The sequence below is a fragment of the Serratia sp. 25CWL12 genome (assembly GCF_055790885.1).
This window is the reverse complement of the sequence record NZ_CM147698.1, coordinates 1,431,965-1,457,877: the sequence shown is the minus strand read 5'-3', so window position 1 is coordinate 1,457,877 and position 25,913 is coordinate 1,431,965. Positions and strand designations below refer to the sequence as shown.

Sequence of the window (25,913 nt, the reverse complement as noted above, 5' to 3'; positions counted from 1 at the left end):
TTGAATAACATGGGTAAATTGCAGCAGGAGCTTACCGTAGAGATGTCTATCCGCATTTTTGCCGCGCTGGCCCTTTCGGCCCTCAGTTTCTGCTTGCAGGCTGAAACACTGAATGAAAGCTATGCGTTCGCCGCGCTCGGTGAACCCAAATATTCCAGCGACTTTGGTCATTTTGACTATGTCAACCCGGCGGCCCCGAAAGGGGGTGATGTGCGCCTGGCGGCCATTGGCACTTATGATAACTTCAACCGTTTTGCTTCACGCGGTGTGCCAGGTGAGCGAACACGTGAGCTCTACGACACATTATTCACCACCTCCAGCGATGAACCTTCCAGCTATTATCCGCTAATTGCTGAATCAGCGCGGTTTCCTGCCGATATGCGTTGGATGGAGCTGGATATCAATCCACATGCCCGCTTTCATGATGGTAGCGCGATCACTGCTGCGGATGTTGCCTTCACCTTTAACAAATTTATGACCGAAGGTGTACCGCAATTTCGCTCAATTTACAAAGGTGTCACGGTAAAAGCCCTTTCTCGGCTTACCGTACGTATAGAACTACCCGAGCCCGATAAAGACAAGTTACTCGGCCTTTTCACGCTACCTATCCTGGCAGAGAATTTTTGGAAAAATCACCCGCTGAATGAACCACTCAGCACCCCACCGTTGGGCAGTGGGCCGTATAAAGTGGGGAGTTATCGTTTAGGCCAATATATTACCTACGAGCGGGTGCGCGACTATTGGGCCGCGAATCTGCCAGTAAACCGTGGGCGTTTTAACTTTGATACCCTGCGTTACGACTACTATCTCGACGATAACGTCGCACTCGAAGCATTTAAAGCCGGCGCCTATGATTTCCGCCTGGAAAGCTCACCGAAGAATTGGGCCTCGCAGTATCAGGGGGGAAATTTTGCCCGCAACTTTATTATTAAACAGGACGATACCAACCAAGCGGCACAAAATGCCCGTTGGTTAGCCTTTAATACCCAACGCCCCCTCTTTGCTGATCGCCGGGTACGCGAAGCCATTACCTTAGCCTTTGATTTCGACTGGATGAATAAAGCGCTCTATTATGAGGCCTATCAACGCACTAATAGCTATTTCCAGAATACCCCCTATGCGGCAACAAACTACCCCGACGCAGCAGAGTTAACCTGGCTGGCACCATTAAAAGGCAAAGTTCCTGAAGAGGTGTTCACCACCATTTATCAGCCCCCTTCTTCTGATGGCAGTGGTAATGATCGTGAAAACCTGCTGAAAGCCACCGAATTACTGCAGCAAGCTGGTTGGGAAGTGAAAAACCAGCAACTGATCAACAGTAAAACCGGCAAACCATTCACCTTTGAGCTGATGCTATTAAGTGGCAGCAACTTTCAGTATGTCTTGCCCTTTCAGCACAATCTGAAGCGCTTAGGTATTGATATGCAGATCCGTGAAGTTGACTCCAGTCAGTTCACGCGACGTATGAGAACCCGTGACTTCGATATGATGCCAAAAGTATATGCGGCAATGCCGTTTCCCGATGCTGATCTGCAGATTATCTGGGGCTCACAATATCTGGACTCAAGCTACAATACGCCTGGTGTCAATGATCCAGCAGTAGATACCTTGATTGAGCAAATCATCAAACATCAAGGGGATGAAAATGCCTTACTTTCCCTTGGCCGTGCGCTAGACCGCGTGCTGACCTGGAACATGTATATGCTACCCATGTGGTATTCAAACCATGACCGCTACGCTTATTGGGATAAGTTCTCTTCTCCACCACAACGCCCAACCTATTCTCTTGGCTTTGATAGCTGGTGGTTTGACGTCAACAAGGCTGCCCGCCTGCCGTCGCAACACCAATAAGGAGACGCCGTGGCCGCTTATCTGATACGCAGATTACTGCTGGTGATCCCAACATTGTGGGCCATCATCACTATCAACTTTTTCATTGTGCAAATCGCACCTGGTGGCCCGGTTGATCAGGCTATTGCCACCATTGAGCTGGGGCAAGTCAGCGGCTTTAGTGGCGGCGGTGCTAGTGACGGCCTTGGGCATGCCAAAGCCGGGGGGGGCAACGTTGGTGAAGGCCAATATCGCGGTTCCCGCGGGCTCGACCCTGAAGTGATTGCTGAAATCACTAAACGCTATGGTTTTGACCAACCCCTGTATCAACGTTACTTCACCATGTTGTGGAACTATATGCGCCTCGATTTTGGTGAAAGCCTGTTTCGTGGTGCCTCGGTGATGCAACTTATCGGCCAGAGTCTGCCGGTTTCCATTACCCTGGGCTTGTGGAGTACGCTGATTATCTACCTGGTGTCGATTCCGCTGGGGATCCGCAAAGCGATTCATAGTGGCAGTGCTTTTGATACCTGGAGCAGTGCGTTGATTATCATCGGTTATGCCATTCCGGCATTTCTGTTTGCCATTCTGCTGATTGTGGTGTTTGCCGGAGGCAGCTATCTGGATTGGTTCCCGTTACGTGGGCTGGTTTCCAGTAACTTTGCTACCCTGTCGTGGCATGGCAAAATTCTTGATTATCTCTGGCATATTACGTTACCGGTGCTGGCTACCGTTATCGGTGGGTTTGCCGCGTTGACGATGCTAACCAAAAACGCGTTCCTTGATGAGATCCGCAAACAATATGTGGTCACCGCCCGCGCCAAAGGGCTGGATGAGAAAAAAATTCTTTACCGACATGTTTTCCGTAATGCCATGCTGCTGGTGATTGCGGGTTTTCCTGCCACTTTTATCAGCATGTTTTTTACCGGGTCACTACTGATTGAAGTGATGTTTTCACTCAATGGCCTTGGGTTGCTAGGCTATGATGCCACCTTGCAGCGCGATTATCCGGTGATGTTCGGCACCTTGTACATATTTACCCTCATCGGCCTACTGCTCAATATCCTGAGTGATATCACCTATACCTTGGTTGACCCGCGCATTGATTTCGAGGCCCGCCAATGAGCCGCTTAAGCCCCATCAATCAAGCCCGTTGGGCACGTTTTCGCAGCAATCGCCGTGGCTATTGGTCGCTGTGGATTTTTTTGATTTTCTTTATACTCAGCTTGGCCGCTGATCTGCTTGCCAACGATAAACCCTTACTGGTGCGCTATGAAGGCCGCTGGTATCTCCCCTTGATGGTCAACTATAGCGAAACCACTTTTGGCGGCCAGTTCAAGACCACCACAGATTTTCAAGACCCCTTTGTGCTCAGCCAAATTGAAAAACACGGCTGGGCCATTTGGGCACCGATCCGTTTTAGCTATAACACCATCAATTTTGCCACTGAGGTGCCCTTCCCCTCGCCACCATCACGGCACAATCTGTTGGGCACAGACAGTAATGGCAGTGATGTATTGGCGCGGGTACTGTACGGTTTTCGTATCTCAATGCTGTTTGGGCTGGCACTGACGCTGTTCTCCAGCGTGATCGGCATCTGTGTCGGCGCAACGCAGGGCTATTACGGTGGTCGGATTGATCTCTGGGGGCAACGGCTAATCGAGGTCTGGTCTGGGATGCCGACTCTGTTTCTTATCATTTTGCTCTCCAGCATTATACAACCCAATTTCTGGTGGTTGCTGGCGATTACGATTCTGTTTGGTTGGATGAGTCTGGTGGGGGTTGTACGTGCCGAATTCCTGCGCACGCGCAATTACGATTACATTCGTGCTGCGCGCACCCTGGGCGTACCGGACAGGGTGATTATGTATCGTCATATGCTGCCTAACGCCATGGTCGCCACCTTGACCTTTCTGCCCTTTATTTTATGTGGCTCGATCACCACACTCACCTCCTTGGATTTTCTTGGTTTTGGCTTACCCCTTGGCTCCCCTTCCCTCGGTGAGTTGCTATTACAGGGTAAAAACAATTTGCATGCACCCTGGCTGGGTATTACCGCCTTTCTGGTTCTGGCTGTGTTGCTCTCACTGTTAATCTTTATCGGCGAGGCGGTGCGTGACGCCTTCGACCCCAGCAAGGTGCACTGATATGACTCCCCCGCTGCTCACTATTGAGGATCTCTGCATTGCCTTCCGCCACGGGGGGACAGTTAATCAGGTGGTTAATGGCGTTTCGCTGCAAATTGAACAGGGTGAGACACTGGCTCTGGTGGGTGAATCCGGTTCTGGCAAAAGTGTCACCGCGCTGTCGATACTGCGCCTGTTACCCTCCCCACCAGTGATTTATCCCGGTGGAGATATCCTGTTTAACGGTCATTCACTGCTGCACACAACGGAAGCAGAACTACGTCAAGTGCGTGGCAACCAGATATCAATGATTTTTCAAGAACCTATGGTTTCACTCAATCCGTTGCACACCATTGAAAAACAGTTGAGCGAAGTTTTGATACTGCATCGAGGGATGCGCCGCGACAGCGCCCGCAGTGAACTGATTCAATGCCTGGATCGGGTGGGTATCCGCAATGCCAAAGGGCGGTTGAAGGATTTCCCGCACCAACTTTCTGGCGGCGAACGCCAGCGCGTGATGATAGCGATGGCGGTACTCACCAACCCCAAACTGTTAATTGCCGACGAACCCACCACCGCATTGGATGTGACCATTCAGGCACAAATTTTAACGCTATTAAAAGAGCTAAAGCAGGAACTGGGCATGGGATTGCTGTTTATTACCCATAACCTGAATATCGTTCGCCGCCTGGCAGATAACGTAGCGGTGATGCACCAAGGATACTGCGTGGAGCAAAGCAGCCGGGAAAGGTTGTTCACGTTGCCGCAACATCGGTATACCCAGCAACTGTTGGCCGCTGAAGATTTGGGGGAGCCGCTGCCACTGCCATCGGTTGAAACGCCGGAAGAGAGCATTCCCTTGTTAAAAGTGGAAAATTTGCAGGTCAGCTTTCCCATCAAACGCGGTTTATTGCAGCGCGTTGTTGATCAAAACACCGTGCTGAAAAACTTGAGTTTTACCTTACAACCCGGTGAAAGTATCGGGCTGGTGGGTGAGTCGGGTTCCGGTAAAAGCACTACAGCTCTGGCATTGTTACGCCTGATAAACGCCAAAGGGGCCATCTGGTTTAATGGCCAGCCACTGCATACCTTCAATAACCAGCAAATGCTGCCCTATCGCAGTCAAATACAAATGGTTTTCCAGGACCCTTATTCCGCCTTGAATCCACGTTTGAACGTGCTGCAGATCATTGCCGAAGGATTGGCCGTACACCAACAGTTAACCAGCGAGCAACGTGAACAACGAGTCATTGAAGCGCTACAGGAAGTGGGGCTGGATCCTGAACTGCGGCACCGTTATCCCAATGAATTCTCTGGTGGGCAACGCCAGCGGATCGCCATTGCGCGCGCCTTGATCCTGCAACCGCAACTGCTGATCCTGGATGAGCCGACCTCATCATTAGATAAATCAGTACAAGCGCAGATATTGCTGCTACTGAAATCGTTACAACAGCGACATCATCTGGCTTATCTATTTATCAGTCACGACCTGCAAGTGGTTCGTTCACTCTGCCATCAGGTGATTGTCTTGCGCCAAGGTGAAGTGGTGGAACAGGGTGACTGCCAAGCCATTTTCAATACGCCGGCGGCGAGCTATACACAGCAACTGTTACAATTGGTGGATTAACAACATCATTTAGAAGGGGTAGATCTCACTGATCTGTTCGGCAATTGCGGCACCGATATCTTTTAGCCGACATAGCGCGGCACTTTCATCACGACAGTGAACAAACAGGCAAGGCTCACCTTCCCATTCAACCACCGCGCAATCGATCTTAATCGTTTGCAACGACAACTTGAGTTGTTGCATGACTTGCTCTGCATCCAGCCCATCAGGGCTGAGCAATTTCAGGCCAATCAAATGGTTACCTTCATTTGAGCCACTCTGTGCCGTGGGCTCAACCTTAACGCCGGTAAACCCTGATAGCCAACGATAATTTTGCGGTAAGCGATGTACCACCGAAAGCTGAACACTGTTCACATAGAATTCCCAAGTTCAAAATTAAACATTTCGTTTACATTAAACGCTATCTAGTTATAGCTTTAATCACCAGGCTTCACCGCCAAAATCGTTACTAAAACGTACAATGTACCAGCAGCAACTCGACAGATTATCCCTGACTGAGCTTTCCTGGCGGCAAAAAAAACCTTATCATGTTTGTGATCTTCAACACATTTTTTCGCTATATTTACCTATTTTAAGCCCGCATGGCAACATTTTTATTTCAAAATGGACACGTAAATTACTTAATATATTTACATTTTGTCATTAATTGAATTACTCCCAGAATTTGGAATGATAAATCCCTTTGATTTAAAACAAAATTAAATCAATACCATGATAAAGAATGGTTAATATCCTCCGGGTTAAAACACAGCTTCTCACTTGGAATATCGAGTTAAATTAACAATAAACCCACAATTTATTTACTGTTATTGTGCCTTCGGGGCTACCAAATGACTGGCAGGCCATCGATAAGCAAATCCCCCCATTGAATCAAGCCAATGGGAGGATGTAATACCTTAGCCAAATCAGGCAGGATGCTGACCGGAGCGATAAGCATAGAAATACAACGACACGGCAATAATACCGCACAATGCCATAGAGGAGACCATCGGCCACGCGCTGTTACCCGGTGCCAGTGACAATATTGCCCCCACCAATGCACCAATACTAAAACGCAGCGTACCAGCCAACGAAGACGCAGTCCCTGCCATGTGTGGGAAGTCATCCAGAATAACCGCCATCGCATTAGAAGAGATCATCGCGATACAGCCGATATAAACCGCAACACCTAACACCAATGCCCAGAAACCGAACCCACCTGCACTGACTAGCAACAGCCACAGCCCCATTGCCAGTTGCACAAACAACCCCAGTCGGAACATTTTAAGTGCCCCGACTCGGCGGACATAGCGGCTGTTAAACCAGGTTGTCAGGAACAAAAATACGATATTCAGCGCAAAGTAATAGCCAAAATGCTGCGGTAACACGTTGTTGAGTTCAATGTAGACAAAAGGCCCAGCGCTGAGGAAAGAGAACATACCAGCAAATGAGAATGCACTGGCCAGCATATAGCTCAGTACACGTTTGTGGCGGAACAGTGAACCGAAATTTCTCAGTGTGGTGTACAGATGGAATTTTTGCCGCCGCTCTTTGGGTAATGTCTCTTTGATAAAGAACGCCACCAGCACCGAGCCCAACAATGCAGCCGCCCCCATGGCCCAGAAAATAGCATGCCAATTAAACCACAATAGCAAAGCACCACCGAGCATCGGTGCCAACAGAGGGGCAATCGTCATCACCAGAATGACAAACGACATCATGCGTGAGAACTCATCCTTGCTGAACATGTCACGCATCAGCGCATTGATCACCACACTGGCCGCTGCGGCAGACAAACCATGCAGTAAACGCAAAATGATCAGTTGATCTATCGATTGAGCCATCGCACAGGCACCACCCGCAATAGCAAAAACCAAGGTTCCCCACAAGATCACCGGCTTACGACCGAGACTGTCTGACATCGGCCCATAGAACAACTGACCAATAGCAAAGCCGAGCATGTAAGCACTGAGCGTCATCTGCACCTGACCTGCACTCACCCCAAATTGCTGGGCAATAATCGGCATGCTGGGCAGATACATATCGATCGCCAATGGCATCAGCATGGAAAGCAGGCCCAGGATAAAAATTAAACCGAGGTGAGACGGCCGGTTTTGTTGCATATTTAACACTTCCTTGGCATAAAAATATCAATCGGGTTGTTGCGGGGCTACTGCGCTAGCAATCTCTTCTGCCGTCAGTGGGCGATAGTCCCCAGGTGCCAAATCTTCATCCAACACGATACCGCCAATGCGTTCCCGGTGTAATGCCACCACTCGGTTCCCTACAGCAGCGAACATTCGCTTCACCTGATGATAGCGCCCTTCACTGATCGTCAGACGCACCAGATTATCTTCGATTTTTTCCAACCTGGCTGGTTTGGTCAGATCTTTTTCATTATGCAACTGTACCCCCTGGGTAAACTGCTCTGCTGTATCCGCAGCCAGTGGATGTTCCAATGTCACCAGATAGGTTTTATCACAATGATGTTTTGGTGATGTGATACGGTGTGACCACTGGCCGTCATCGGTCATCAACACCAATCCGGTGGTATCAATATCCAGCCGACCTGCGGCATGCAGCTTGTAAGCCACCGGCTCATCGAGAAAATAGAGCACCGTGGGGTGATCGGGATCATCCGTCGAGCACACATAACCCTGCGGTTTGTTAAGCATAAAATAACGTGGTCCAGTCTGTTGGACTAAGACGTTGCCATCGAACGTCACCTCCTGCTGTGGGGTGAGTTTCATCGCGCCGCTCTTCACTATCTCACCATCTACGGTGACACGTTTTGCACGGAGTTCACGCACTACCAGTGCGCGGCTGATACCTAACTGCTGAGATAAAAACTTGTCCAATCGCATTGAGTCTGCTTTGCCTGTGGTTGTTATGATCATGTTGCTCGTCTGAGCATGATGTCCTGCTTATGCACCACCAAGTGCCGATAAACAGGCTTGAAAGGGTATACTCTTCTTTCTTCACGTTGCCGCAGCATTGGCGACAACGCTATCGCGAGGGGCATAATAATAGAAACTTTTCCGCCCATCCGAAAGTATAATGTCACAATGTTAGTCGGCTGTTATATTGCAATTGGTTATATTGCAATTGGTTATGTTGCTAAATGGACATTTATAGCCAAAATCATTCGAATTGCTTGTTGGCGGCAAACGTTGGCCCAAAGGGTGAACCTCGGGAGCGAGGCGAGTAACCGCAGCCAACCCCCAAGCAACTTAAAGGATGAAGAGTATACTCCTCATTATCGTCAATGGTGTTAATACATGAGCTTTACCCTACGCCCTTATCAATTGGAGGCGGTCGACGCCACCATCAGACACTTCCGCCAACACCCTGAACCCGCGCTGATCGTGCTACCGACCGGTGCCGGTAAAAGCCTGGTGATTGCCGAGCTGGCAAAGCGCGCCCGTGGTCGAGTGTTGGTGCTGGCTCATGTTAAAGAACTGGTGGCACAGAACCACAGTAAATATTGCGCCTATGGCCTAGAAGCCGACATTTTCGCTGCGGGATTGCAACAAAAAGAGAGTGACGGCAAAGTCGTTTTCGGCAGTGTGCAATCCGTCGCACGGCACCTGCCGCTATTTGATAATGCATTTTCGCTGTTGATCATCGATGAATGCCACCGTATCAGCGACGATGATGACAGCCAGTACCAACAAATTATCCGGCACCTACAAAAAAACAATCCCCAGCTACGCCTACTGGGACTAACAGCGACGCCCTATCGGCTAGGTAAAGGCTGGATCTATCAATATCACTACCATGGCACTCTACGCGGAGACAGTAATAGCCTGTTCCGTGACTGTATCTATGAGCTGCCGCTACGTTATATGATCAAACACGGTTTTCTGGTGCCACCGGAACGGCTGGATATGCCTATCGTGCAGTACGATTTCAGCCAATTAGCCGCAAGAAGCCATGGTCTGTTTAGTGAAGTCGATCTTAACCGCGAACTGAAAAAGCAACAACGTGTGACTCCACTGATCATCAACCAGATTATGGGATATGCCCAAACGCGCAAAGGGGTGATGATCTTTGCCTCAACGGTGGAACATGCGCGCGAAATATATGGTTTGCTACCCCATGGCGATGCCGCGTTGGTCAGCGCAGAAACACCGCCTCTCGAACGCGATACCTTGATTCAAGCCTTCAAGCAGCAGCAATTACGCTACTTGGTTAACGTCGCCGTGTTGACGACCGGCTTCGATGCCCCTCATGTCGACCTGATTGCCATTTTGCGGCCAACCGAATCGGTCAGCCTATACCAACAAATCGTCGGGCGCGGGTTAAGGCTGTTTCCCGGCAAAACCGATTGTTTGATCCTCGACTATGCGGGTAACCCCCATGATCTGTTCACCCCGGAAGTAGGTGGCAGTAAACCCCATGCCGACAGCCAACCTGTTCAGGTATTTTGCCCCGGTTGTGGCTTCGCCAATCTGTTTTGGGGCAAATGCACCCAGAGCGGTGAAATTATCGAGCACTATGGTCGCCGCTGCCAAGGGTGGTTTGAAGATGACCAAGGGAAACGTGAACAATGTGATTACCGCTTCCGCTTCAAAAGCTGCCCTCACTGTGGCGCAGAAAATGATATCGCCGCACGTCGTTGCGGCCAGTGCCAAGCGCTGTTGGTGGACCCGGATGATATGCTGAAAGCCGCACTCAAGCTGAAAGATGCTTTGGTATTACGCTGCAGCGGCATGGAATTACAAAGCGGTCAGGATAATAAAGGTGAATGGCTGCAAGCCACCTATTATGATGAAGATGGCTGCAGCACCAGCGAACGCTTTCGCCTGCAAACACCGGCTCAGCGTAACGTTTTTGATAAGCTGTTCTTGCGCCCACATCAACGAGCCCCCGGTGTGCCCTTTCATTGGCAAACCGCGCTGGAGATCCTCAGCAAACAGGATTTATTACGCCATCCTGACTTTGTTGTTGCCCGCAAACGTGGTCAGTTTTGGCAAGTTCGCGAAAAAATTTTTGATTATCAAGGGCGTTTTCGCCGTGCCAATGAGCTCTAACCTTTACTGCTTCTCGTTATCCCCAGGTGGCAGCTTGATTGAGCTTGAGGGCATCAGGCAGGTTTCCATTGCCCACAGCGCCGCTTTCCGTTAAAATGCCGCCCGCTTTACTTGGCTATTTCCAAGGTAAAAGCAGGTTATCGAGCCTGTTACTGGGTCGCCTGTAGCAGGATACATTTTCTTAAAGAGAAAAAACAATGTTCACTATCAATGCACAAGTACGTAAAGACCAGGGTAAGGGTGCGAGCCGCCGCCTGCGTGCAGCAAACAAATTCCCCGCTATCGTTTACGGTGGTAAAGAAGCTGCAATCTCCATCGAATTAGACCATGATTCAGTGAAGAATATGGAAGTAAAACCAGAATTCTACAACGAAGCAATCATTCTGGTTATCGATGGTAAAGAAACCAAAGTTAAGGTTCAGGCTGTTCAGCGTCACCCATTCAAGCCTAAACTGGCTCATATCGACTTCATGCGCGCTTAATCGCCATATTGTCGTGCCTTCGGAATATCGAAGCAAAAAACGCCGCAATCGCGGCGTTTTTTATTGTCTGAAGTCAGGGAGATAGCCTATTTAGCGTTGCCAGAACGGCGCTGTAACTGATCACGCAAATTAGGTGGCGTACCACGAATCGTCAAAGTATCAGTGGCTGGATCCCAGAAAATCCGCTCCCCTAGCAGCATGGCATCAAAGTTGATGCTGATACCACCACCACTGCCGGCAAACTTGGTCAATTGGCGTAATGTGCTGCGATCAGCGGGGAAACTCTCTTCCAACTGGTAACCTTGCTCACTGGAAAACTGCAAAAAATCCTTGTCCCCCACAGGCGCAATCTCTTGAGACAGCTCCTGTAACGCAATCTCTTCCCCCGCCTGCAGTTGTTCGTTGCAATAGCTGTAGACTTGCTGGCGTACTGATTGGCGTTGGTTTTTATCCAGTTGTGCATCAGTGCAATAATCATCCACTGCCTGCAATAAGCCACGGTTTTGCGCTTTAGTGTCCAGCCCTTCCGCCGCTGCCAAAAAATCCATAAAGAAATCAGAAACTTTACGCCCCACCCGACCTTTCAAAAACGTCAGATAACGGGTTGACTCTGGGTTAGTTTCCCACTCGGTCAAATCGATGCGAGCCACAATATCTGCATGATTAATATCCAGATAGTGCGTGGTACTAATATCCAGCGTTTCATTAACATGCATACTGTTGCAGCTGTTAAGCACGGCAATCAGCAAGTACTCTACGGCCAAGTAACGATATTGGCCGAACAGCACCACACCACCTTCAGCAAACGGGTATTTAGCCAGTTCGTCACGCAAACGGCCTGTGGCCGCACGGCTAAACGCCAGGAAATCCTCATCCCCCTTGCGGCAATGGCGTAGTGCATCCGCCAGTTCACTCTGTTCGTTGAATAGGCCGTAGGCTTTGCTCTTGGCGCTGTATACGCGGTGCAGCTCTGCCATCATCTCTTCCACTGCCGCGTTGGTAGGAAGAAGGGAATCGCGCAACACCACATCCAGCGTCTGCTCATCACGTTTCACCAACTGGTGCAGTGCAATCTGCTCGATATCCAGACTCATGATCATTTCTCCTGTTCTTTGAGCGCGTATTCAAGCACTGAAGCGGTTACGCTGCAACACAAAAGCCACGCCATTAAATAATCCTCGACACGCTACTCAACCTCATACCACTTGCCCTGCTCCGCGGCTACTTGAGCGCAGCATTGATAAAAGAGCAGAAAATCACGACTCTATACGGTAAGATAAGAAAAATTTTCAGGCTTTGAGCTCAATCTTTATGCCACAATCATCCCGTTATAGTGACCAACATGTTGAACTACTGCTCTCTGAGCTGGTCAATGTTTTGGAAAAACATCATACACCCACTGACCTTTCCTTGATGGTACTGGGTAACATGGTAACCAACTTGATCAACACCAGTATCGCTCCCGCACTGCGGCAGTCGCTGGCCAGGTCATTTGCTGAAGCTCTACAGGCTTCTATCCATGAAGATAAAGCACATTAATAGTTAGTTATGGTGACAAACCGTCAACTTTATCGCGAAAAAGTCTCCCAGATGATCAGTTGGGGGCACTGGTTCGCCTTATTTAATATTTTGCTCAGCATTGGGTTGGGTAGCCGTTACCTGTTTGTTAGCGACTGGCCGTCATCACTCCTGGGCCGAATCTACGCCTTTGTCAGCCTGATTGGGCAATTCAGTTTTATTGTTTTTGCGGCCTATCTGCTCATTATCTTCCCGCTGACCTTTGTCGTGATGTCGCAACGTCTATTGCGATTTATCTCTGCAGCGCTGGCTACCGCCGGGCTCACCCTACTGTTGGTCGACAGTGCAATCTTTGCCCACTTCCACCTGCACCTTAACCCCGTAGTCTGGGAGTTAGTGATCAACCCAGAGCAGAGTGAAATGGCACGCTCTTGGCAGTTAATGTTTATCAGCGTCCCAGTGATATTCCTGGTCCAAATGCTCTTTGCCACCTGGAGCTGGCAGAAATTACGGAGTCTTAACCGACACAGCTTCGGCAAGCCCCTGGCGGTATTGTTTATCTGTTCATTCTTTGCATCCCACCTGTTCTATATCTGGGCTGATGCTAATTTTTACCGTCCTATCACCATGCAGCGCGCTAACCTTCCCCTCTCTTACCCGATGACCGCGCGTAAGTTTCTGGAAAAGCATGGTCTGCTCGACCCACAAGAGTATCAACGTCGTCTGATACAACAAGGCAACCCAGATGCGGCGGCGGTTGAATATCCGCTAAGTGATTTAACCTATAGGGATAAAGGTAGCGGCTATAACTTACTGATGATTGTGGTCAATGGCATTCGCAATAAAGATATTGCGCAGGATATGCCAGCCCTAACCCATTTTGCGCAGGAAAATATTCACTTCAGCAATCATTACAGCACAGGTAATCAAGCTGATACCGGGTTATTTGGCCTGTTCTATGGCATTTCCCCTACCTATCTGGATGGTATTCTGGCTGGGCGTAAACCTTCCGCCTTGATTAAAGCATTAAGCGATCAAGGCTATCAATTTGGCTTGTTCTCATCAGATGGCTTTAATGCCGCGCTTTACCGCCAAGCGTTGTTTGCCGACTTTTCATTACCACCCGCACCGTTGGCACAGAGCGATGCACAAACCACACGCCAGTGGCAACAGTGGTTGGCCGATCGAAGCAACGATAGCCCATGGTTTTCTTACGTCAATTTCAGTGGCAGTGAATTGCCCAATAAAACCTTACCCGCAGATGCCTTTATCCAGCGCTATCGCACTGGAGCAAACAAGATTGATGCACAGATTGCCCAGATGCTGACGACACTGAATGAGAAAGGCATGTTGGATAACACAGTCATCGTCATTACGGCTGAGCACGGTATGGAGTTCAATGATACCGATAAAGGAAACTGGGGGGCTGGCAATAGCTTTAACCGCCACCAATTACAGGTTCCGTTGGTGATCCGCTGGCCGGGTACACCTGCACAAAGCATCAATAAACTCACCAACCACAATGATGTGATGCGTACACTGATGCAGCGCCTGCTACATGTAAAAACCAGCGCTAACGATTACTCACAAGGTGAAGATCTCTTTACCCCACAGCGTAAAAATAACTGGGTCGCCACGGGTAATGGTAGCCAATTGGTCATTACCACCCCGACACAAACCCTGGTATTACAAGGTAACGGGCGTTATCACGCTTACGACCAAGACGATCAAGAAATCGAGGATGAAAAACCACAGTTAGCCCTACTGCTGCAGGTCTTGACCGATGTCAAACGCTTTATTGCTAACTAACTGCTTAAATCTAAAGCGATCAGTAAGATGGCAACTTGAATTTAGTGCCAAAAACGGTAGTATAGCTTCCACTGCGTCGGCATGTAGCGCAGCCTGGTAGCGCACCGTCATGGGGTGTCGGGGGTCGGAGGTTCGAATCCTCTCATGCCGACCAACTTTTTATAGAAAAACCAACCTGTTACGGTTGGTTTTTTTATGCCTGGAATTCGGGCGGTGTAAAACTGGTGTAACTCTGGTGTAAAACCAAGACCGGGTTCCATCCCGACTATCGGCTTATTCCGGTGCTACTGGCCACTCAATATCTGGTGCTTTTGAAACTTCAATCCGGCTGAGCAATACACGGTATTTTTTCCATGCAAGCAAGAGTGCCGTTTCTTCTGGTGTTGCCATTTCAAGGTCAACTGCATCTTGTAACGTTCCAATCCGATTTGTAGCTGTACGCTGTCGCGCTGCGAGCTCAGCCTGTGCAGCAGCTACATCAGCGTCGTGTTGCGCTGTCGTGTCAGTAACCCACTTTTTACCATCCCAGGTATCATATGGAGTGGATGGAGCCAGCAGAGTTAACCCAGCCGCTAGCGGTCCTAGAGTGTATACAGTCTCCGGCTTTCTTATTTCCGTACTGTATACCGTTTGCCCTCGGTAGTCGGGCACAGTTTCCCATGCAGTTCCAGCCAAGTTGCGCACGATAGCAAGCCCGGGTGCTTTTTCTGGCGGGGCATCTGCGTAGCTCCATGCTGGGAGACCCACGCCGAGTGGCAAGTATTCGTGGAGCGCCTGCTGATATTCCCGCTGTGTGGGTTCAATGGCGTGAATAGTTAGCCAACCAGCAGTTAGTGCCAACCCGCTATCATCCAAAATAGCCCTAGGTAATTTGTTTTGAGGATTCATTAGGCCGCTCTCACTATATAGTTAAAGGCAAGGTTGCGGGGGCGTGTTTCATTGCCTCCCGATGTACCGATGGATTTATCAGTTCCCGCTCCACCCGCCGTATTCACAGATCCACGGGTCTGACCTCGGGCTGGGTCGCCCTCATCCGATGGGGATGTGAATGATGCTGTTGTGCGAAGAATGTGGTTATGGCTGCCAAAAGCGTCAGACTGACTACTAAGTAACGAGCGACCTAGGTCAACACCGCGCCCGTCATCCCACCCACGAATAAACTCACCTCGCAGATCCGGCAATACTCCTGATGGGTATGCCACAGCCAACATTGGATATAGTGATGTATTGAATGTAGAACCGTTGCATTTCAGCCATCCAGCGGGTGGAACGACTGTGGGCCACGGAATTGGGGCGCCCGCTGGAAAAAAAACATTCATGGCTTTCAATAGCTGATTTTTATCAGCTTTATTTAACGGTATCCCCGCCCCCTCAATAATCCCCGCTATCTCTTCCTGCACTGCATCAAAATAATCATCATCAAGCTGAGTTGCGGGAACCCCGGTTTGCGGGTTTCCTCTGGTGAATCCGTTTTTTCCGGTGCCGAACTTGTCGGCCTGGGCAGTTGGTGTATCAATCCGATGCATAGTTACTCCGGGTATTTAAAAATTACATAGGTATGGGATGGGCAGAGCTTATTGATAACGCATTCCGCTACTGTGTCGCCCCATGTTCTTAGACTGTCAATGCACGTTGAAATGCATGTCATGTCTGTTATCCGGGTAGCGCTTGGCATGTTCACTTGCCACCAGAAATGCCAATCTTCGGAATAGACAAAATCAGTGCACGTTGACGTACAGCGAAAAACATCGTTCTCGAACTGGCTTATCGTTGCGCCGGCGTAACCTAGCGCATATAGCTGGGCTAGATAAAATGCCTTATTAATGCCACCGATAATGTTGATCTTTGAATCAAGTCGCTGCTGCCGTTGTGCTAGGGTTTGCGTTCCTGGTGGCGCGCATGAATCCGGGAGACCGCAAATAAGCTCGTACCGATCAATGAGCTCTCTTGTAGTTCGCGGGTCGATTTCGAACATCAGATCATCGCCGCGCAAATGTACGCGATGAAGAGAAGGAGCAAGACCGAGCAGCAGCGGATCAGCGCCGTCCCACGCCGGGCCTCGCGGCAACAGGTTAATTAATAGCTGCTCATAGTCTTTTAGATCCACGTTATATTCCCCACAACTGGGAGTTCAGTGATTCCGAGCTCAACATCTGCTGCCGGGCTAACAAGCGTGTGACTGAACTCACCAGTCGCGATGCTGATAGCCTCACTCATGCGTGAGCGTTCCAGCTTCCCACCGGGGGATCCGTCTCGATAAAACATAGCCCTCAGTTCAGCGAGGATCGCATAGCGCACCGCTGGAGTGTCTGGAGTTACGCGTATCGTAAACGGAACGATATTTTCAATAGGTGGGAAAACGTAGAGGCTGGATCCGGCAACTGGCGCAAGGGGTAGGATGTGATTTCTGGTATCTTCGACAACAGAAGCATCAGGAACCGGGTTTTCTTGATTGCTGTTCGCAACCATGACTCCAACTGTTCCGGCCCCCATCCAGTGCCGATAAGTCCAAGCCCTAGTTACGCCGGGCACTTCTTTAGCCCAAATAACGTAATCAGTATCTGCACCACCCTGCGGCGTGTAATACCAGCGCTCAATCACACGCGCCCGCCACTCTTCAATGGGCTCAATGTCAGCACCTCCGCCGATGCTGTCGGCAACACCGGAAGACGGTAGCCCGCTAATCGGCTCAGCTAGCATCATGCCAATACCATCATCAGTATTCCCAATAGTACCGGCAATTGAACAGGCAATAGGCACGCGAAGAATGCCAGCAACGGAGGTTGCCGACGCAGTAGTGGTGAATTCTTGCAGATCATCACGCTGTACTATTGCGCCCTGCGGCACTGTTATCCCGTTCGTCACCCCATCCCAGCGCATAAATCCGTCAGCTATGGACGGTTCTTTTCTTGGGCAGCGCTTCATATTCCCGTGCCTCACCAGCCAATCTTCATCACACAAATCTGGCAGCATGTTCCGCGCCAAATAATCGATATAGCCGTATAGCGTATGCACTGCCGCTGCCTGCACTCGGCTGTATACTTCCGAGTCGGCACGGCGCAAAACTGCGTCACTTTGGAATCTTGAGTTTAAATCGCTGCGGATCTGGGTGATTAACTGGGGAAGTGTTGGGCGGTTAAATCCGCTATCAGCCATCGATTGGACTCCACATGTCGGTTATTGTGATCCGGTGATCTGCGCCACCAGCTCGATAGAGCGTTATTTCTGCGCCAATTTTTTCTGTACCAATGCGCTGAACATCAATAAGCGATCCGGTAATAACACCGTCATCGAGCATCCATTGCAGCGCCTGATTGATATATCCCCGGATCAGCTCAACGGTTTTGCTCGTTATTTTTTCGCGGCGGATTAGATAAAGTCGCGACCCGATCCGGTCATTCTGCACTGTTGGATACGTGTCACCCCACCAGCCCATAGGTTTAACTGTTTCGTCGTCAGGCTCTGCGCGTCGCCACGTAAACAGTGAGATAACAACCGAGCGAGTGAGTGGGTCTGTTGGAGCATAGACGGGCTGTTGCCTGCCATTGACTACAAGTATCATCATTCCATCCTCTGGTTTGGCGTTCCTGTTGTTGGCTCGCCATGAGGGTGATCGTGCTCGTTGTATGTGTCGCGAATGCCAGCCATGGTGCCAGTTGCATCACTAACATCAGCCGACGATTCAACATTACCAATAGCGGTGATCTTGCCGTTTGTTTCAATCAGTGGCGTGTTAAAGGTCACCTTTGTCTCTGCATTGACGGTGAGCTCTTTCGTTGTCATCTCGATGTGGTTGCCACGCTTAAGGATGATGCTATCCCCCTCGTCGCTGTATATCGCCACCTCGCCGTTATCTAGCCCGGTAATCCGGTAGCGGCGGTCAGCAACAATCAGCACTACGCCGTGTGAGCGGTCGCCGTCAGGGAAGGCAGCGAAAGCCTCAGATCCTGGGTGTGGTGAGCTGGTGAAACCATAAGGCTCCAGGTGCTCAATATTATCTTTCAGCTCATCAGCAATCATCTGTATCTGCAGTGCTTGGCTCTTGCTTGCGCTGTTCGTTACCCTGACCACCGCACGGACGATGATATTTGATATTGCTCGCTGCAGACCGGTTATCATTCTACTCATCAGAATTCTTCCTCGGCTTTCTTGCCTTTCCTGCCTTTTTTCTGGCTGGGCGGTTTTGGAAGGTAGGCATCAGGCGGGCCAACTCGTAATTGAGTGGTGGTGCCCTGGTCTGATTTTGTGTAAGTCACCTCGGCGATCAGCATGTCTCGGTTGTTGAAATCCAATACAGGATCGTAAACAGTAACAAGCTGGTTAGGCTCCCATAGCTTTCCGTTTCCCTGACGCCACCCCCAGACCGTATAAGTAACCTCATCAGTACGAGCAGCTCGGCGCAGCATTTCAAACTCGCTTCGCTCAATGACAGATCCGCCAGTTGCGTTACCTGCTTGCTTGATAACCATGGGCCTGTAGCGACTCACGCCACCATCAACAGTTTTTGCCCGAATGGCTGACGTTGTGGCCTCGCCAAAATCCTGATCATTCCCGGCACGCTGGCCGGCAACCAGGTAATCAGAGAAGCGGTCTTTTATGCTCTGCTCTGTGTCGCACGATAAGATATTCTCGCCAAGCACCAAGGCGGTCGCACAGTGGGAAACCCCAACCGGGCCAACAACCAACTCACCAGCGGCATTGTCATAAGCCAAAACCTGCTGCAGGCCCATCATTTTATCGAGCACGTCTATGACGGTTTCGCCATAGTCCACCTGTAAACCGGTGATTGGCCCGTTGTCTATTCCGGCATTAACAACAGAAACTCCGAAAGGTGCAGCAAGCTGAGTTGCAATTTGAATAAAGGTGCGCCCTGTAAACTGCGTTGTCATTGCTGAACAGTCAATCAGGTCTTCCGTTTTGCTTCTGCCTACGATGCCAACCGATACACTACGTGCGTCATAGCGAACCGGTGTTGCGTCAACGTAACCAGTGATAACCAGATCACTACCAATCATTACGGTTACCGGGTCACCTTTTTTTATCTTTGGTTGCAGATTTCCAACATCTTGAGCACCTGGCCACTGCCGAGTTATTTGGATGTTGAAATCACGGGCGATGCGCTCAATGCCCGCCGATATTGAAACGGATGTCCACCCGCCCCACTCGCGCCCACCAACTCTCAGCGTTACAGTGTTGTTTTCGTCATTCATCGCGCAGGCACCTTCAGGGTGACAACCGGGACAAATCCCGGGTGAGTGATTTTGTTGCGACCGAGAATGTCGCGCTCACGGCCCGCTGAGTCATACCAGTCGGCAGCAATCACAAGGGCTGGTAATACCTCGGTGGGCGTTAGCAGCGTTGTTTTCTCTGTCTGCTCAAGGCGCTGACTAATGTCGCGATTAACATCAGCCCTGACTTTATTCAGCGATAAAAAGAGATCATCATCAGTTACGCGCAATAGTTCGTGGTCGATTGCGTTATTCAACGTGTCGCGAATTTCCGTAAGCCGGTCATAGCTCAGTGGCGGTTCAATAACAGCGCCATCGTCCAGTGAAGTTACTGCCGGATGAGTAATTAATGGGCCCCGTGTCGGCGGTGTATCCGTGCCAATGTCAGACACCTGCGGGAATCTGACCGGTGATGTGATGCTCCCTATTTGAATGCGTGGCTGCGGCAATGATGAGACGCTCTGAGCAGCTTCAGCAAGTGCTGTAGTCCTCATTGCTTGTGCAACATAGTTGCTCTGCTCTGTCTGTATCTGGGTTGTTCTGCTGTCCGTTTTCCATACGCCACGGGGGGCAAGATTGCGATCAACAGTAAAGCCAGCCAGTCCCTTAATCTTGTTGATAATGTCATCGCTATTTCTGATCAATGCATTACCAGCACGCCACATGCTTTGCAGGCGATTTGTAAAATCAAATCCTGAGCTTGGCGGCATTAGCAGCACGGACAGATCGCCATCAAGTAGGCGTCCTGCGTCACTGATTGCGGTATTTACACGGTCAAAGGTCTTGATTGCTACGCCCATCATGCTGCTGGCATTTTCCAGTACGCCGTCTTGAAGAAAATCAGGAAGCCCATCAAGGTCAAACGTTTTGCCAAAAGCGCCAGTAGTAGCCTCGCTCATCTCATCGCAAGAGGAAGATAGCTTTTGCCCCGTGGCCACCCCTGATGTTGGGTAAGAGAGTTCACCAGCTTCAACAAACGTGAAACTGATCGTACACATGCGCCCGTCTGATGAGCTGTGGCTTACGCTTACATCACCATCTATGCAAACGTTAAGCTCACCATATTGAGGGTGTATCAGCTTACCGGGGCCACCCTGATTGATTGCTGCGATCAGCTTGTCACGCTGTGCCTGGTAATCATCCCCTATCACATAGGCGGAAATTTTATCCCGGCGCGTGGCCCGGCCTAGATCCTCAGTGTATGGTTTGTCTCGGTTTGGGTATTCGTGGGTTTGCGTTCTGCGGCCAACGGTGGCCTCATCATCCCTCGTTTGAAATGGCACACCGCGAAAAGACGCGGGCAGCAATTTGTCTTTCCAGCTCATGGTTACCACCAATAAAAAAACCCACCATCGGTGGGTTGTGCTTTAAATTACTGACTTTTGTATAGACTAAGAGATCACCATTCAAGTGATTTTTTACTAGCCTTAATATTTTCCTCGTACATCATATTTATCATGACGTAATTGCACATATTAACTTCGCTGCTGCAGTAATCTTTAATTACACGATCCATTATCTTTCGGTTTGCCGCTTTGGTGGCAAGTTTAAAGGCGTTTAGATTCTCCTCCTCCATCATGCGTAGCATCGTATCTTGGCACATGTCTACACTATCGTTGCAATAATCACTCTTAACTGTAGTTTTAATATATTCGATCACTTCATTTTTTTGAGCATCTGACCCATCAAAATCCATTGGATGAATAAATTTAGCGCCAACAGAGAATGTCATTAAAAAAAGTGACGATACTATTATTTTTTTCATATCACCATCCAGATTGTGTTTTTCCAGCAAATGGACTATAGCCAACATCAGTGCTTATGCCAATTTTTTGCGATCCTGGTGTTGTGCTAACAACGTTCATTCCAGGCGGAGCACCATCAAAAGATACTTTGATTTCACCACTAACAACTTGCTGCCCCTTCCCTGCCAGTATCGACGGCTTACCCTCAGAACCAAGCAAACCTTTTAACTTAGAATAAACAATCGATTCATCACTTATTATCGACTTTTCAGGTTTTGAAAAATCAGGCGGTGTCGACGGCTTACCCTCAGAACCAAACAAACTTTTTAGCTTTGAGTAAACAATAGAGTCATCTCTTATTATCGGCTTTCCAGATTTTGCGTAATCAGCAAGCATCTGTTCATCGGTTCTGCCGCTCCTTTGGCTTTCTACGTTAGCTTTTACTTCATCTGCGCGTTTTTTTAGCTCCATAAAAGGCTCATAAAGACTTATCAGCACGCCGATAGCGACGGTCTTGCCAGCAAAGCCAACCAGCATTCTCAGTGCTCCGGTCAATGCAGTAACAGAAAGCCTGCTTTTAACCATCCCAGACATGAATGAAGTAGCAAAGGTGCCAGCAGCATAGATCGCTACGCCCGTCATGATGTTTTCCATGCCGCCAAGGCCATCAATTATTGGCTTTATCTGATCCCATGCTGACTTAAATACCGGGCCTACGGCATCCCAGTTAGCAACTATCAAGCCACCAGCAGCAATAGCTAGTGTCAGCAACTTGCCGAGGGGTGACATTTTAGTCACAAAGTTCATGATGCCGATCGCTTTCGTGATAGCAGTCACGCCAACAGCAACGCCCATCAAGTAAAAGCCTAGTTTAAGCGTTGTTTTAATCAGCTCTGGGTTATCTTTTATTAACTTCCTCACTGATTCAAGGAAAGGCTTCATCTCTTTAGCGCCTTCAACGATGCTTGGCAGGAACATATCACCCAAGGTAATCCCTGCTATTTCAGCCTGATTCTTAAGTAGCTGTATTGAGTTGGCTGTAGTCGCCGCCCTTGATGCATACTCCTTCTGCATCGATCCGCTATATTGCTGTGCATCAGTGACTTTATCTAGATTTTCCTTTAATAGATCAAGATTCACGAGTAGCGGCGCTATGGCTCCCGCCGATTCACTACCAAAAAGCTGATTCATTGCTGCCGCTTGATCCTTCTTGGGTAGCTTTGACATTGCAGACAGCACCTTTAACATCGTGCCCTTTGCGTCTTTTTGCATGTCTGCTGACAGCTTTTTAGGATTTATTCTAAGCTGCTTTAGTACTAGCCTTTGCGCCTTTGTAGCAGATGAACCAGCCGTCAAGGCTTTCATAAAATTCTTTATCCCTGTTGATGCAACCTCTGACTCAACCCCCATGCCAGCGATTGTTGCGCCGATTGCCGCAATCTCTCCGGTGGCCACGCCTGCTGTGCTTCCTAATAGACCAGTTCTGGTTACAATATCGGAAATCTTCGCGGCGTTAGCCGGGCCGGTGTTGCCCAGATAGTTGACCTTATCAGCCAGGGTAACAACTTCTTTCTGTGTCATTTTGAACGCAGTACGCCACTGAGCCATCATCTGGCCGGATTGCTCTGCGGTCTGGTCAAACGCGATGCCCATCTTCACCGCATCTTCTGCGAACTGCATCAGGTCTTCACGCGCAATGCCAGCTTGCCCACCAGCAGCAACGATCTCACCAATGCCTTTTGCGGCCATCGGTAGCCGTGCGGATAAACTCAGGACGTCTTCGCTCATCTGCTTAAACTGCCCGACATTCTCAAAATCAACCACCTTTTTTACATCAGCCATGGTTGATTCAAAATCAATAGCAGACTTGATTGGCACAGTAAATGCCGCAGCAATGCCAGCACCAACGACGCCAGCAGTGCTGATAATATCCCTAAACTCCCCTTTGAACTTACGCAGATCCTTCTGCATGGTCGTTAACTGAGGCGACAGCTTGTTAACGCCTGTGATGATCGCTTTTAACTGAAAGCTGTCAGCCATCGTTTATCTCCGAATTGATACGCTCCGCATGATCCTCAAGTTCAGTAACCTGGGATAGCGGATATCTCATAAGCTCAAGGGGGTTTAATCGCCAGAAGTAAGCGACGTTATATAGCCGCTCTTTTAAGTTATTTATGCTTCCGATGCCGTAAAAAAACTAACTACCGCCATGGATGCGGTCATTATGTCTTTTGGTGACATTTGACTTACTGATGACGCAGGAATGCCAGCGAGCATTGGCAGGTACTTGATTGTTGATTTGAGATCAACTTTAACTTCACCATCTTCCGTGATAGTGAACGGGATACCACAGGTTGCCATTTCGCCGCAAGTCGGCTCACGTAACGTAAGCTCCACAACAGGCTCACCAGCGGCGGTGATCTCACGGGTAAGTGCGATAGTTGTCATTGATAAAAGCCCTCCGGACCATGGAATTCAAGTTCTGCTGTGCCTTCTTCGGCGTTGTGATTGGCTTCGCCATTCAGCCAGGCATCCGACAAGACGTACACTTTGCCGTTTGCCAGTTCGGCGGTGATGGTCATTGAGTCAGCTGTGGTTATCTTGCTGATCGGGAAATCAACCGGAACCTTGAAAGAGCCCTTCACATAAGGAGCGCGATGGGTTTCTTTGTAGTGAATGGAACCATCCATTCCGACAACATCCTCTTTCAGCGCGGTATTCATCGGCACTTCAATACCCCCGGTCAGCGACAATTGCAGACCATCGATTTTGAAATAGCAGGTGCCACCAATGCGTTTATTTCGGGCCATTAGACTGACTCCTCTTGGTACTGCAGACGGAATTGATTGATAACAGCAAACACGCGCAACTGATTAACGTAATCAGGCGGGAACAGCACATCTAAGCGATTCGGGTCTGTTGCGTTGCGCTCAACGATTAAGAATTGGCTGAACAGCTCGAAGTTTTCCACGATGGCATCACGCTCCATCTGGCGATAGATTGCGAGGATTTCACCGCGAATCACAGCAGGAGTAACAATCGCCTGGCCGGGGCCGAATCTGGTACCGTCATTTGCCAGCTTATGACGGGCATATTTGCTGGTAATCACAGATTTCAACCGGCGCAAAACGTAAGCGCTGGTATGCAGTGTTTCACTATCCAAGAAACTGTTATCAGCATTGCCGTAAAGGTTTTTTTGGTAAGTGGTAATGTCGCGCTGAATTCGCAGAACGCCGCCATCTGTGTAAGCAGTAGCTATGCCGTGAGTTAACAGTGATTGCTGCTCAGTCAGAATGAAACGCTCACCCGCTTTTGCTGGCAGCGCGCCATTGAGCAGCCCGGTTTGCGTTGGTCTTGCTGGATCATTGCGGATAAACACCGCATTACGCGCAGTACGTGCCGCTACCAGTTCATCGGTAGCAATCTGCACACCCGGCTCATAACCGGCAACAGTTAAATGCGGATCGTTAAACGTAGCACCAAAGGCAACCAGCTCTGACAGATCGCCCACTTTTGCAGTGTAGACATGCCCATAAATCTGACGCGACCAGGACCAGCGCCCGGTGTCGTCGTTCATCTCTGCGCCAATAGTTGATAATGAAGCGGAGTCACTAAACGGAAATGCGATAAAATCAAAAGGTTCATCCCCCATTGCGGCAATTGTCGCTGATAAATTAGGGGAACCCGCGCCGCCAGCTATCGGGGAAATGGCGATATTCACCCCTGCTGGATTCTGCTCACCGCCTGCGGTGCCGCGATAGTTCATTACCACAGGAATATCGTTGCCCGCCAGCCCGTTGTTTTTGGCGATGATATTAACAATACTCAATGAGCTACCTGGCTCTAGTGGTTGCACTCCAGCGCCAGTCACAACAATGCTACTGGTCTGCACATTGGCGCTGACTGGTAAGTCTGGGTGTGAATTAATTGCAGCGGCAATGCTTGCGCCAATAATTGTCGGTGTGTCGAGTGCGGCAACTATCACCTGCACGCGAGTCGAACCGATATAGATAGACAGTGCACCAGCGGCCTGAGCGGATCCGGTGATTGTCAGTGTGCCACTTGCTGGCGTTCCTGCTGGCTCTGGCGTGGCAATCACCCATAGCTCACCGAATGGATCCACAGCACGATAGGCCGCGACCATTCGCGCCAGTTGACTACCGCGACCGGCTACTTGCCCAGCCAATCCAGCGCTCGGCATGATAACCAGCTTGTTACGCTCAATGCTGCTACCAGTCAGGGCATGAGCAATAATCAATGCAGGTGCGGTGTCCTGAATTGTGTTTGCTGCGCTATTGTCCATTTCGGCGTAAAACAGCGGCACCCGAATGTCATTTGGGATGTTATTAAAATTCATTATTTTTTAACCTTTTGCTCAGGTTGCTGGGCTGGCACTTCGGCTTTCAGTGAGACTTCACCGGAGGCTAAACGACGATGCCAATAGATCGTGTCGGGGACGTTTCGGCCTTTTTCGGGCAAAAAATCCCCCTTGGCCGGATCAGGAACTGACCGACCATTAGCAGGGATCACATACAT

At 49.6% G+C, this 25,913-nt stretch carries 26 protein-coding genes and 1 tRNA gene; 9 read left to right on the top strand and 18 right to left on the bottom strand.

Going from position 1 to position 25,913, the window contains the following annotated elements:
• Positions 1 to 42: 42 nt before the first annotated feature.
• Genes ACX9GV_RS06440 through yejF form a run of 4 tightly spaced genes read left to right on the top strand, consistent with a single transcriptional unit; the run spans position 43 to position 5,583 of the window.
• Positions 43 to 1,851 carry an extracellular solute-binding protein gene (locus tag ACX9GV_RS06440; RefSeq protein ID WP_473197990.1) on the top strand — a complete coding sequence of 603 codons (1,809 nt, stop codon included), beginning with the start codon at positions 43 to 45 and terminating at the stop codon, positions 1,849 to 1,851.
• A gap of 9 nt (positions 1,852 to 1,860) precedes the next feature.
• Positions 1,861 to 2,955: a microcin C ABC transporter permease YejB gene (locus tag ACX9GV_RS06435; protein WP_023490726.1), complete on the top strand. Its 1,095-nt coding sequence runs from the start codon at positions 1,861 to 1,863 to the stop codon at positions 2,953 to 2,955.
• Complete coding sequence (locus tag ACX9GV_RS06430) at positions 2,952 to 3,977, top strand: ABC transporter permease (protein WP_473197463.1); 1,026 nt, start codon at positions 2,952 to 2,954, stop codon at positions 3,975 to 3,977. Before ACX9GV_RS06435 ends, ACX9GV_RS06430 begins: the two co-directional genes overlap by 4 nt.
• Position 3,978: 1 nt before the next feature.
• A complete protein-coding gene (gene yejF / locus ACX9GV_RS06425; RefSeq protein ID WP_473197462.1) occupies positions 3,979 to 5,583 on the top strand; it encodes a microcin C ABC transporter ATP-binding protein YejF in 1,605 nt (534 codons plus the stop codon).
• 9 nt (positions 5,584 to 5,592) lie between these two features.
• On the opposite strand, the gene ACX9GV_RS06420 is transcribed toward yejF, so the two are convergent.
• The 3 genes from ACX9GV_RS06420 to rsuA form a co-directional block, all read right to left on the bottom strand.
• Positions 5,593 to 5,937 carry a YejG family protein gene (locus ACX9GV_RS06420; protein WP_023490729.1) on the bottom strand — a complete coding sequence of 115 codons (345 nt, stop codon included), beginning with the start codon at positions 5,935 to 5,937 and terminating at the stop codon, positions 5,593 to 5,595.
• Between the two features lie 551 nt (positions 5,938 to 6,488).
• Complete coding sequence (locus ACX9GV_RS06415; RefSeq protein ID WP_473197461.1) at positions 6,489 to 7,685, bottom strand: Bcr/CflA family multidrug efflux MFS transporter; 1,197 nt, start codon at positions 7,683 to 7,685, stop codon at positions 6,489 to 6,491.
• 27 nt (positions 7,686 to 7,712) lie between these two features.
• Positions 7,713 to 8,426, bottom strand: coding sequence for a 16S rRNA pseudouridine(516) synthase RsuA (gene rsuA, locus ACX9GV_RS06410; RefSeq protein ID WP_473197460.1), 714 nt, complete (start codon positions 8,424 to 8,426; stop codon positions 7,713 to 7,715).
• A 414-nt stretch (positions 8,427 to 8,840) separates the two neighbouring features.
• Between rsuA and radD the strand changes: the two genes are divergently transcribed.
• Together radD and rplY are read left to right on the top strand one after the other, a co-directional pair.
• Positions 8,841 to 10,595 (top strand): DNA repair helicase RadD, encoded by a 1,755-nt coding sequence (gene radD, locus ACX9GV_RS06405; protein ID WP_473197459.1) that lies wholly within the window; start codon positions 8,841 to 8,843, stop codon positions 10,593 to 10,595.
• Positions 10,596 to 10,792: 197 nt separating this feature from the next.
• Positions 10,793 to 11,077 carry a 50S ribosomal protein L25 gene (gene rplY, locus ACX9GV_RS06400; RefSeq protein WP_023490733.1) on the top strand — a complete coding sequence of 95 codons (285 nt, stop codon included), beginning with the start codon at positions 10,793 to 10,795 and terminating at the stop codon, positions 11,075 to 11,077.
• An 86-nt stretch (positions 11,078 to 11,163) separates the two neighbouring features.
• Here rplY and yejK read toward each other — a convergent pair whose 3' ends face one another.
• On the bottom strand, positions 11,164 to 12,171 hold the full coding sequence (gene yejK / locus ACX9GV_RS06395) for a nucleoid-associated protein YejK (RefSeq protein ID WP_023490734.1): 1,008 nt from the start codon (positions 12,169 to 12,171) through the stop codon (positions 11,164 to 11,166).
• A 217-nt stretch (positions 12,172 to 12,388) separates the two neighbouring features.
• Here yejK and ACX9GV_RS06390 point away from each other — a divergent pair, with 217 nt between their 5' ends.
• The 3 genes from ACX9GV_RS06390 to ACX9GV_RS06380 all read left to right on the top strand — a co-directional run bounded on the left by ACX9GV_RS06390 (position 12,389) and on the right by ACX9GV_RS06380 (position 14,558).
• Positions 12,389 to 12,616, top strand: coding sequence for a YejL family protein (locus ACX9GV_RS06390; protein WP_473197458.1), 228 nt, complete (start codon positions 12,389 to 12,391; stop codon positions 12,614 to 12,616).
• 9 nt (positions 12,617 to 12,625) lie between these two features.
• Positions 12,626 to 14,404, top strand: a complete 1,779-nt coding sequence (yejM, locus tag ACX9GV_RS06385; RefSeq protein WP_473197457.1) for an LPS biosynthesis-modulating metalloenzyme YejM — start codon at positions 12,626 to 12,628, stop codon at positions 14,402 to 14,404.
• A 77-nt stretch (positions 14,405 to 14,481) separates the two neighbouring features.
• A tRNA-Pro gene (locus tag ACX9GV_RS06380) sits at positions 14,482 to 14,558 on the top strand.
• A 119-nt stretch (positions 14,559 to 14,677) separates the two neighbouring features.
• Here the strand turns inward: ACX9GV_RS06380 and ACX9GV_RS06375 are convergent.
• From ACX9GV_RS06375 to ACX9GV_RS06310, 14 genes are all read right to left on the bottom strand, one after another.
• Positions 14,678 to 15,292, bottom strand: coding sequence for a tail fiber assembly protein (locus ACX9GV_RS06375; protein ID WP_473197456.1), 615 nt, complete (start codon positions 15,290 to 15,292; stop codon positions 14,678 to 14,680).
• On the bottom strand, positions 15,292 to 15,930 hold the full coding sequence (locus tag ACX9GV_RS06370) for a tail fiber protein (RefSeq protein WP_473197455.1): 639 nt from the start codon (positions 15,928 to 15,930) through the stop codon (positions 15,292 to 15,294). The genes ACX9GV_RS06375 and ACX9GV_RS06370 overlap by 1 nt, the downstream gene beginning before the upstream one ends.
• A gap of 2 nt (positions 15,931 to 15,932) precedes the next feature.
• The gene (locus ACX9GV_RS06365) at positions 15,933 to 16,511 is read right to left on the bottom strand and encodes a YmfQ family protein (RefSeq protein WP_473197454.1); all 579 of its coding nucleotides are present in this window, start codon (positions 16,509 to 16,511) and stop codon (positions 15,933 to 15,935) included.
• Positions 16,502 to 17,560 (bottom strand): baseplate J/gp47 family protein, encoded by a 1,059-nt coding sequence (locus ACX9GV_RS06360; RefSeq protein ID WP_473197453.1) that lies wholly within the window; start codon positions 17,558 to 17,560, stop codon positions 16,502 to 16,504. Before ACX9GV_RS06360 ends, ACX9GV_RS06365 begins: the two co-directional genes overlap by 10 nt.
• Entirely contained in the window at positions 17,553 to 17,966 is a 414-nt protein-coding gene (locus ACX9GV_RS06355) for a phage GP46 family protein (protein WP_473197989.1), read from the bottom strand. The genes ACX9GV_RS06360 and ACX9GV_RS06355 overlap by 8 nt, the downstream gene beginning before the upstream one ends.
• Positions 17,966 to 18,532: a phage baseplate assembly protein V gene (locus ACX9GV_RS06350; protein WP_473197452.1), complete on the bottom strand. Its 567-nt coding sequence runs from the start codon at positions 18,530 to 18,532 to the stop codon at positions 17,966 to 17,968. Before ACX9GV_RS06350 ends, ACX9GV_RS06355 begins: the two co-directional genes overlap by 1 nt.
• On the bottom strand, positions 18,532 to 19,614 hold the full coding sequence (locus tag ACX9GV_RS06345; RefSeq protein ID WP_473197451.1) for a phage baseplate assembly protein: 1,083 nt from the start codon (positions 19,612 to 19,614) through the stop codon (positions 18,532 to 18,534). Before ACX9GV_RS06345 ends, ACX9GV_RS06350 begins: the two co-directional genes overlap by 1 nt.
• Complete coding sequence (locus tag ACX9GV_RS06340; RefSeq protein ID WP_473197450.1) at positions 19,611 to 20,957, bottom strand: DNA circularization protein; 1,347 nt, start codon at positions 20,955 to 20,957, stop codon at positions 19,611 to 19,613. The genes ACX9GV_RS06345 and ACX9GV_RS06340 overlap by 4 nt, the downstream gene beginning before the upstream one ends.
• A 74-nt stretch (positions 20,958 to 21,031) precedes the next feature.
• Positions 21,032 to 21,397: a hypothetical protein gene (locus tag ACX9GV_RS06335; RefSeq protein ID WP_473197449.1), complete on the bottom strand. Its 366-nt coding sequence runs from the start codon at positions 21,395 to 21,397 to the stop codon at positions 21,032 to 21,034.
• Between the two features lies 1 nt (position 21,398).
• Complete coding sequence (locus ACX9GV_RS06330; RefSeq protein ID WP_473197448.1) at positions 21,399 to 23,417, bottom strand: phage tail tape measure protein; 2,019 nt, start codon at positions 23,415 to 23,417, stop codon at positions 21,399 to 21,401.
• A gap of 132 nt (positions 23,418 to 23,549) precedes the next feature.
• Complete coding sequence (locus tag ACX9GV_RS06325) at positions 23,550 to 23,825, bottom strand: phage tail assembly protein (RefSeq protein ID WP_473197447.1); 276 nt, start codon at positions 23,823 to 23,825, stop codon at positions 23,550 to 23,552.
• On the bottom strand, positions 23,822 to 24,187 hold the full coding sequence (locus tag ACX9GV_RS06320) for a phage tail tube protein (protein WP_473197446.1): 366 nt from the start codon (positions 24,185 to 24,187) through the stop codon (positions 23,822 to 23,824). Before ACX9GV_RS06320 ends, ACX9GV_RS06325 begins: the two co-directional genes overlap by 4 nt.
• Positions 24,187 to 25,734: a phage tail sheath subtilisin-like domain-containing protein gene (locus ACX9GV_RS06315; RefSeq protein ID WP_473197445.1), complete on the bottom strand. Its 1,548-nt coding sequence runs from the start codon at positions 25,732 to 25,734 to the stop codon at positions 24,187 to 24,189. The genes ACX9GV_RS06320 and ACX9GV_RS06315 overlap by 1 nt, the downstream gene beginning before the upstream one ends.
• Positions 25,734 to 25,913 (bottom strand): DUF2635 domain-containing protein, encoded by a 180-nt coding sequence (locus ACX9GV_RS06310; RefSeq protein ID WP_473197444.1) that lies wholly within the window; start codon positions 25,911 to 25,913, stop codon positions 25,734 to 25,736. Before ACX9GV_RS06310 ends, ACX9GV_RS06315 begins: the two co-directional genes overlap by 1 nt.

Bases quoted from the DNA above. Each gene is read 5' to 3' on its own strand.
- ACX9GV_RS06355 (WP_473197989.1), bottom strand. From the start codon at position 17,966: ATGATACTTGTAGTCAATGGCAGGCAACAGCCCGTCTATGCTCCAACA.
- rplY (WP_023490733.1), top strand. From the start codon at position 10,793: ATGTTCACTATCAATGCACAAGTACGTAAAGACCAGGGTAAGGGTGCG.
- ACX9GV_RS06370 (WP_473197455.1), bottom strand. From the start codon at position 15,930: ATGCATCGGATTGATACACCAACTGCCCAGGCCGACAAGTTCGGCACC.
- radD (WP_473197459.1), top strand. From the start codon at position 8,841: ATGAGCTTTACCCTACGCCCTTATCAATTGGAGGCGGTCGACGCCACC.
- ACX9GV_RS06330 (WP_473197448.1), bottom strand. From the start codon at position 23,417: ATGGCTGACAGCTTTCAGTTAAAAGCGATCATCACAGGCGTTAACAAG.
- ACX9GV_RS06415 (WP_473197461.1), bottom strand. From the start codon at position 7,685: ATGCAACAAAACCGGCCGTCTCACCTCGGTTTAATTTTTATCCTGGGC.
- ACX9GV_RS06345 (WP_473197451.1), bottom strand. From the start codon at position 19,614: ATGAATGACGAAAACAACACTGTAACGCTGAGAGTTGGTGGGCGCGAG.
- ACX9GV_RS06335 (WP_473197449.1), bottom strand. From the start codon at position 21,397: ATGAAAAAAATAATAGTATCGTCACTTTTTTTAATGACATTCTCTGTT.
- yejK (WP_023490734.1), bottom strand. From the start codon at position 12,171: ATGAGTCTGGATATCGAGCAGATTGCACTGCACCAGTTGGTGAAACGT.
- ACX9GV_RS06350 (WP_473197452.1), bottom strand. From the start codon at position 18,532: ATGAGTAGAATGATAACCGGTCTGCAGCGAGCAATATCAAATATCATC.
- ACX9GV_RS06440 (WP_473197990.1), top strand. From the start codon at position 43: ATGTCTATCCGCATTTTTGCCGCGCTGGCCCTTTCGGCCCTCAGTTTC.
- rsuA (WP_473197460.1), bottom strand. From the start codon at position 8,426: ATGCGATTGGACAAGTTTTTATCTCAGCAGTTAGGTATCAGCCGCGCA.
- yejM (WP_473197457.1), top strand. From the start codon at position 12,626: ATGGTGACAAACCGTCAACTTTATCGCGAAAAAGTCTCCCAGATGATC.
- ACX9GV_RS06340 (WP_473197450.1), bottom strand. From the start codon at position 20,957: ATGAGCTGGAAAGACAAATTGCTGCCCGCGTCTTTTCGCGGTGTGCCA.
- ACX9GV_RS06430 (WP_473197463.1), top strand. From the start codon at position 2,952: ATGAGCCGCTTAAGCCCCATCAATCAAGCCCGTTGGGCACGTTTTCGC.
- ACX9GV_RS06325 (WP_473197447.1), bottom strand. From the start codon at position 23,825: ATGACAACTATCGCACTTACCCGTGAGATCACCGCCGCTGGTGAGCCT.
- ACX9GV_RS06315 (WP_473197445.1), bottom strand. From the start codon at position 25,734: ATGAATTTTAATAACATCCCAAATGACATTCGGGTGCCGCTGTTTTAC.
- ACX9GV_RS06375 (WP_473197456.1), bottom strand. From the start codon at position 15,292: ATGAATCCTCAAAACAAATTACCTAGGGCTATTTTGGATGATAGCGGG.
- ACX9GV_RS06390 (WP_473197458.1), top strand. From the start codon at position 12,389: ATGCCACAATCATCCCGTTATAGTGACCAACATGTTGAACTACTGCTC.
- ACX9GV_RS06310 (WP_473197444.1), bottom strand. From the start codon at position 25,913: ATGTATGTGATCCCTGCTAATGGTCGGTCAGTTCCTGATCCGGCCAAG.
- yejF (WP_473197462.1), top strand. From the start codon at position 3,979: ATGACTCCCCCGCTGCTCACTATTGAGGATCTCTGCATTGCCTTCCGC.
- ACX9GV_RS06320 (WP_473197446.1), bottom strand. From the start codon at position 24,187: ATGGCCCGAAATAAACGCATTGGTGGCACCTGCTATTTCAAAATCGAT.
- ACX9GV_RS06360 (WP_473197453.1), bottom strand. From the start codon at position 17,560: ATGGCTGATAGCGGATTTAACCGCCCAACACTTCCCCAGTTAATCACC.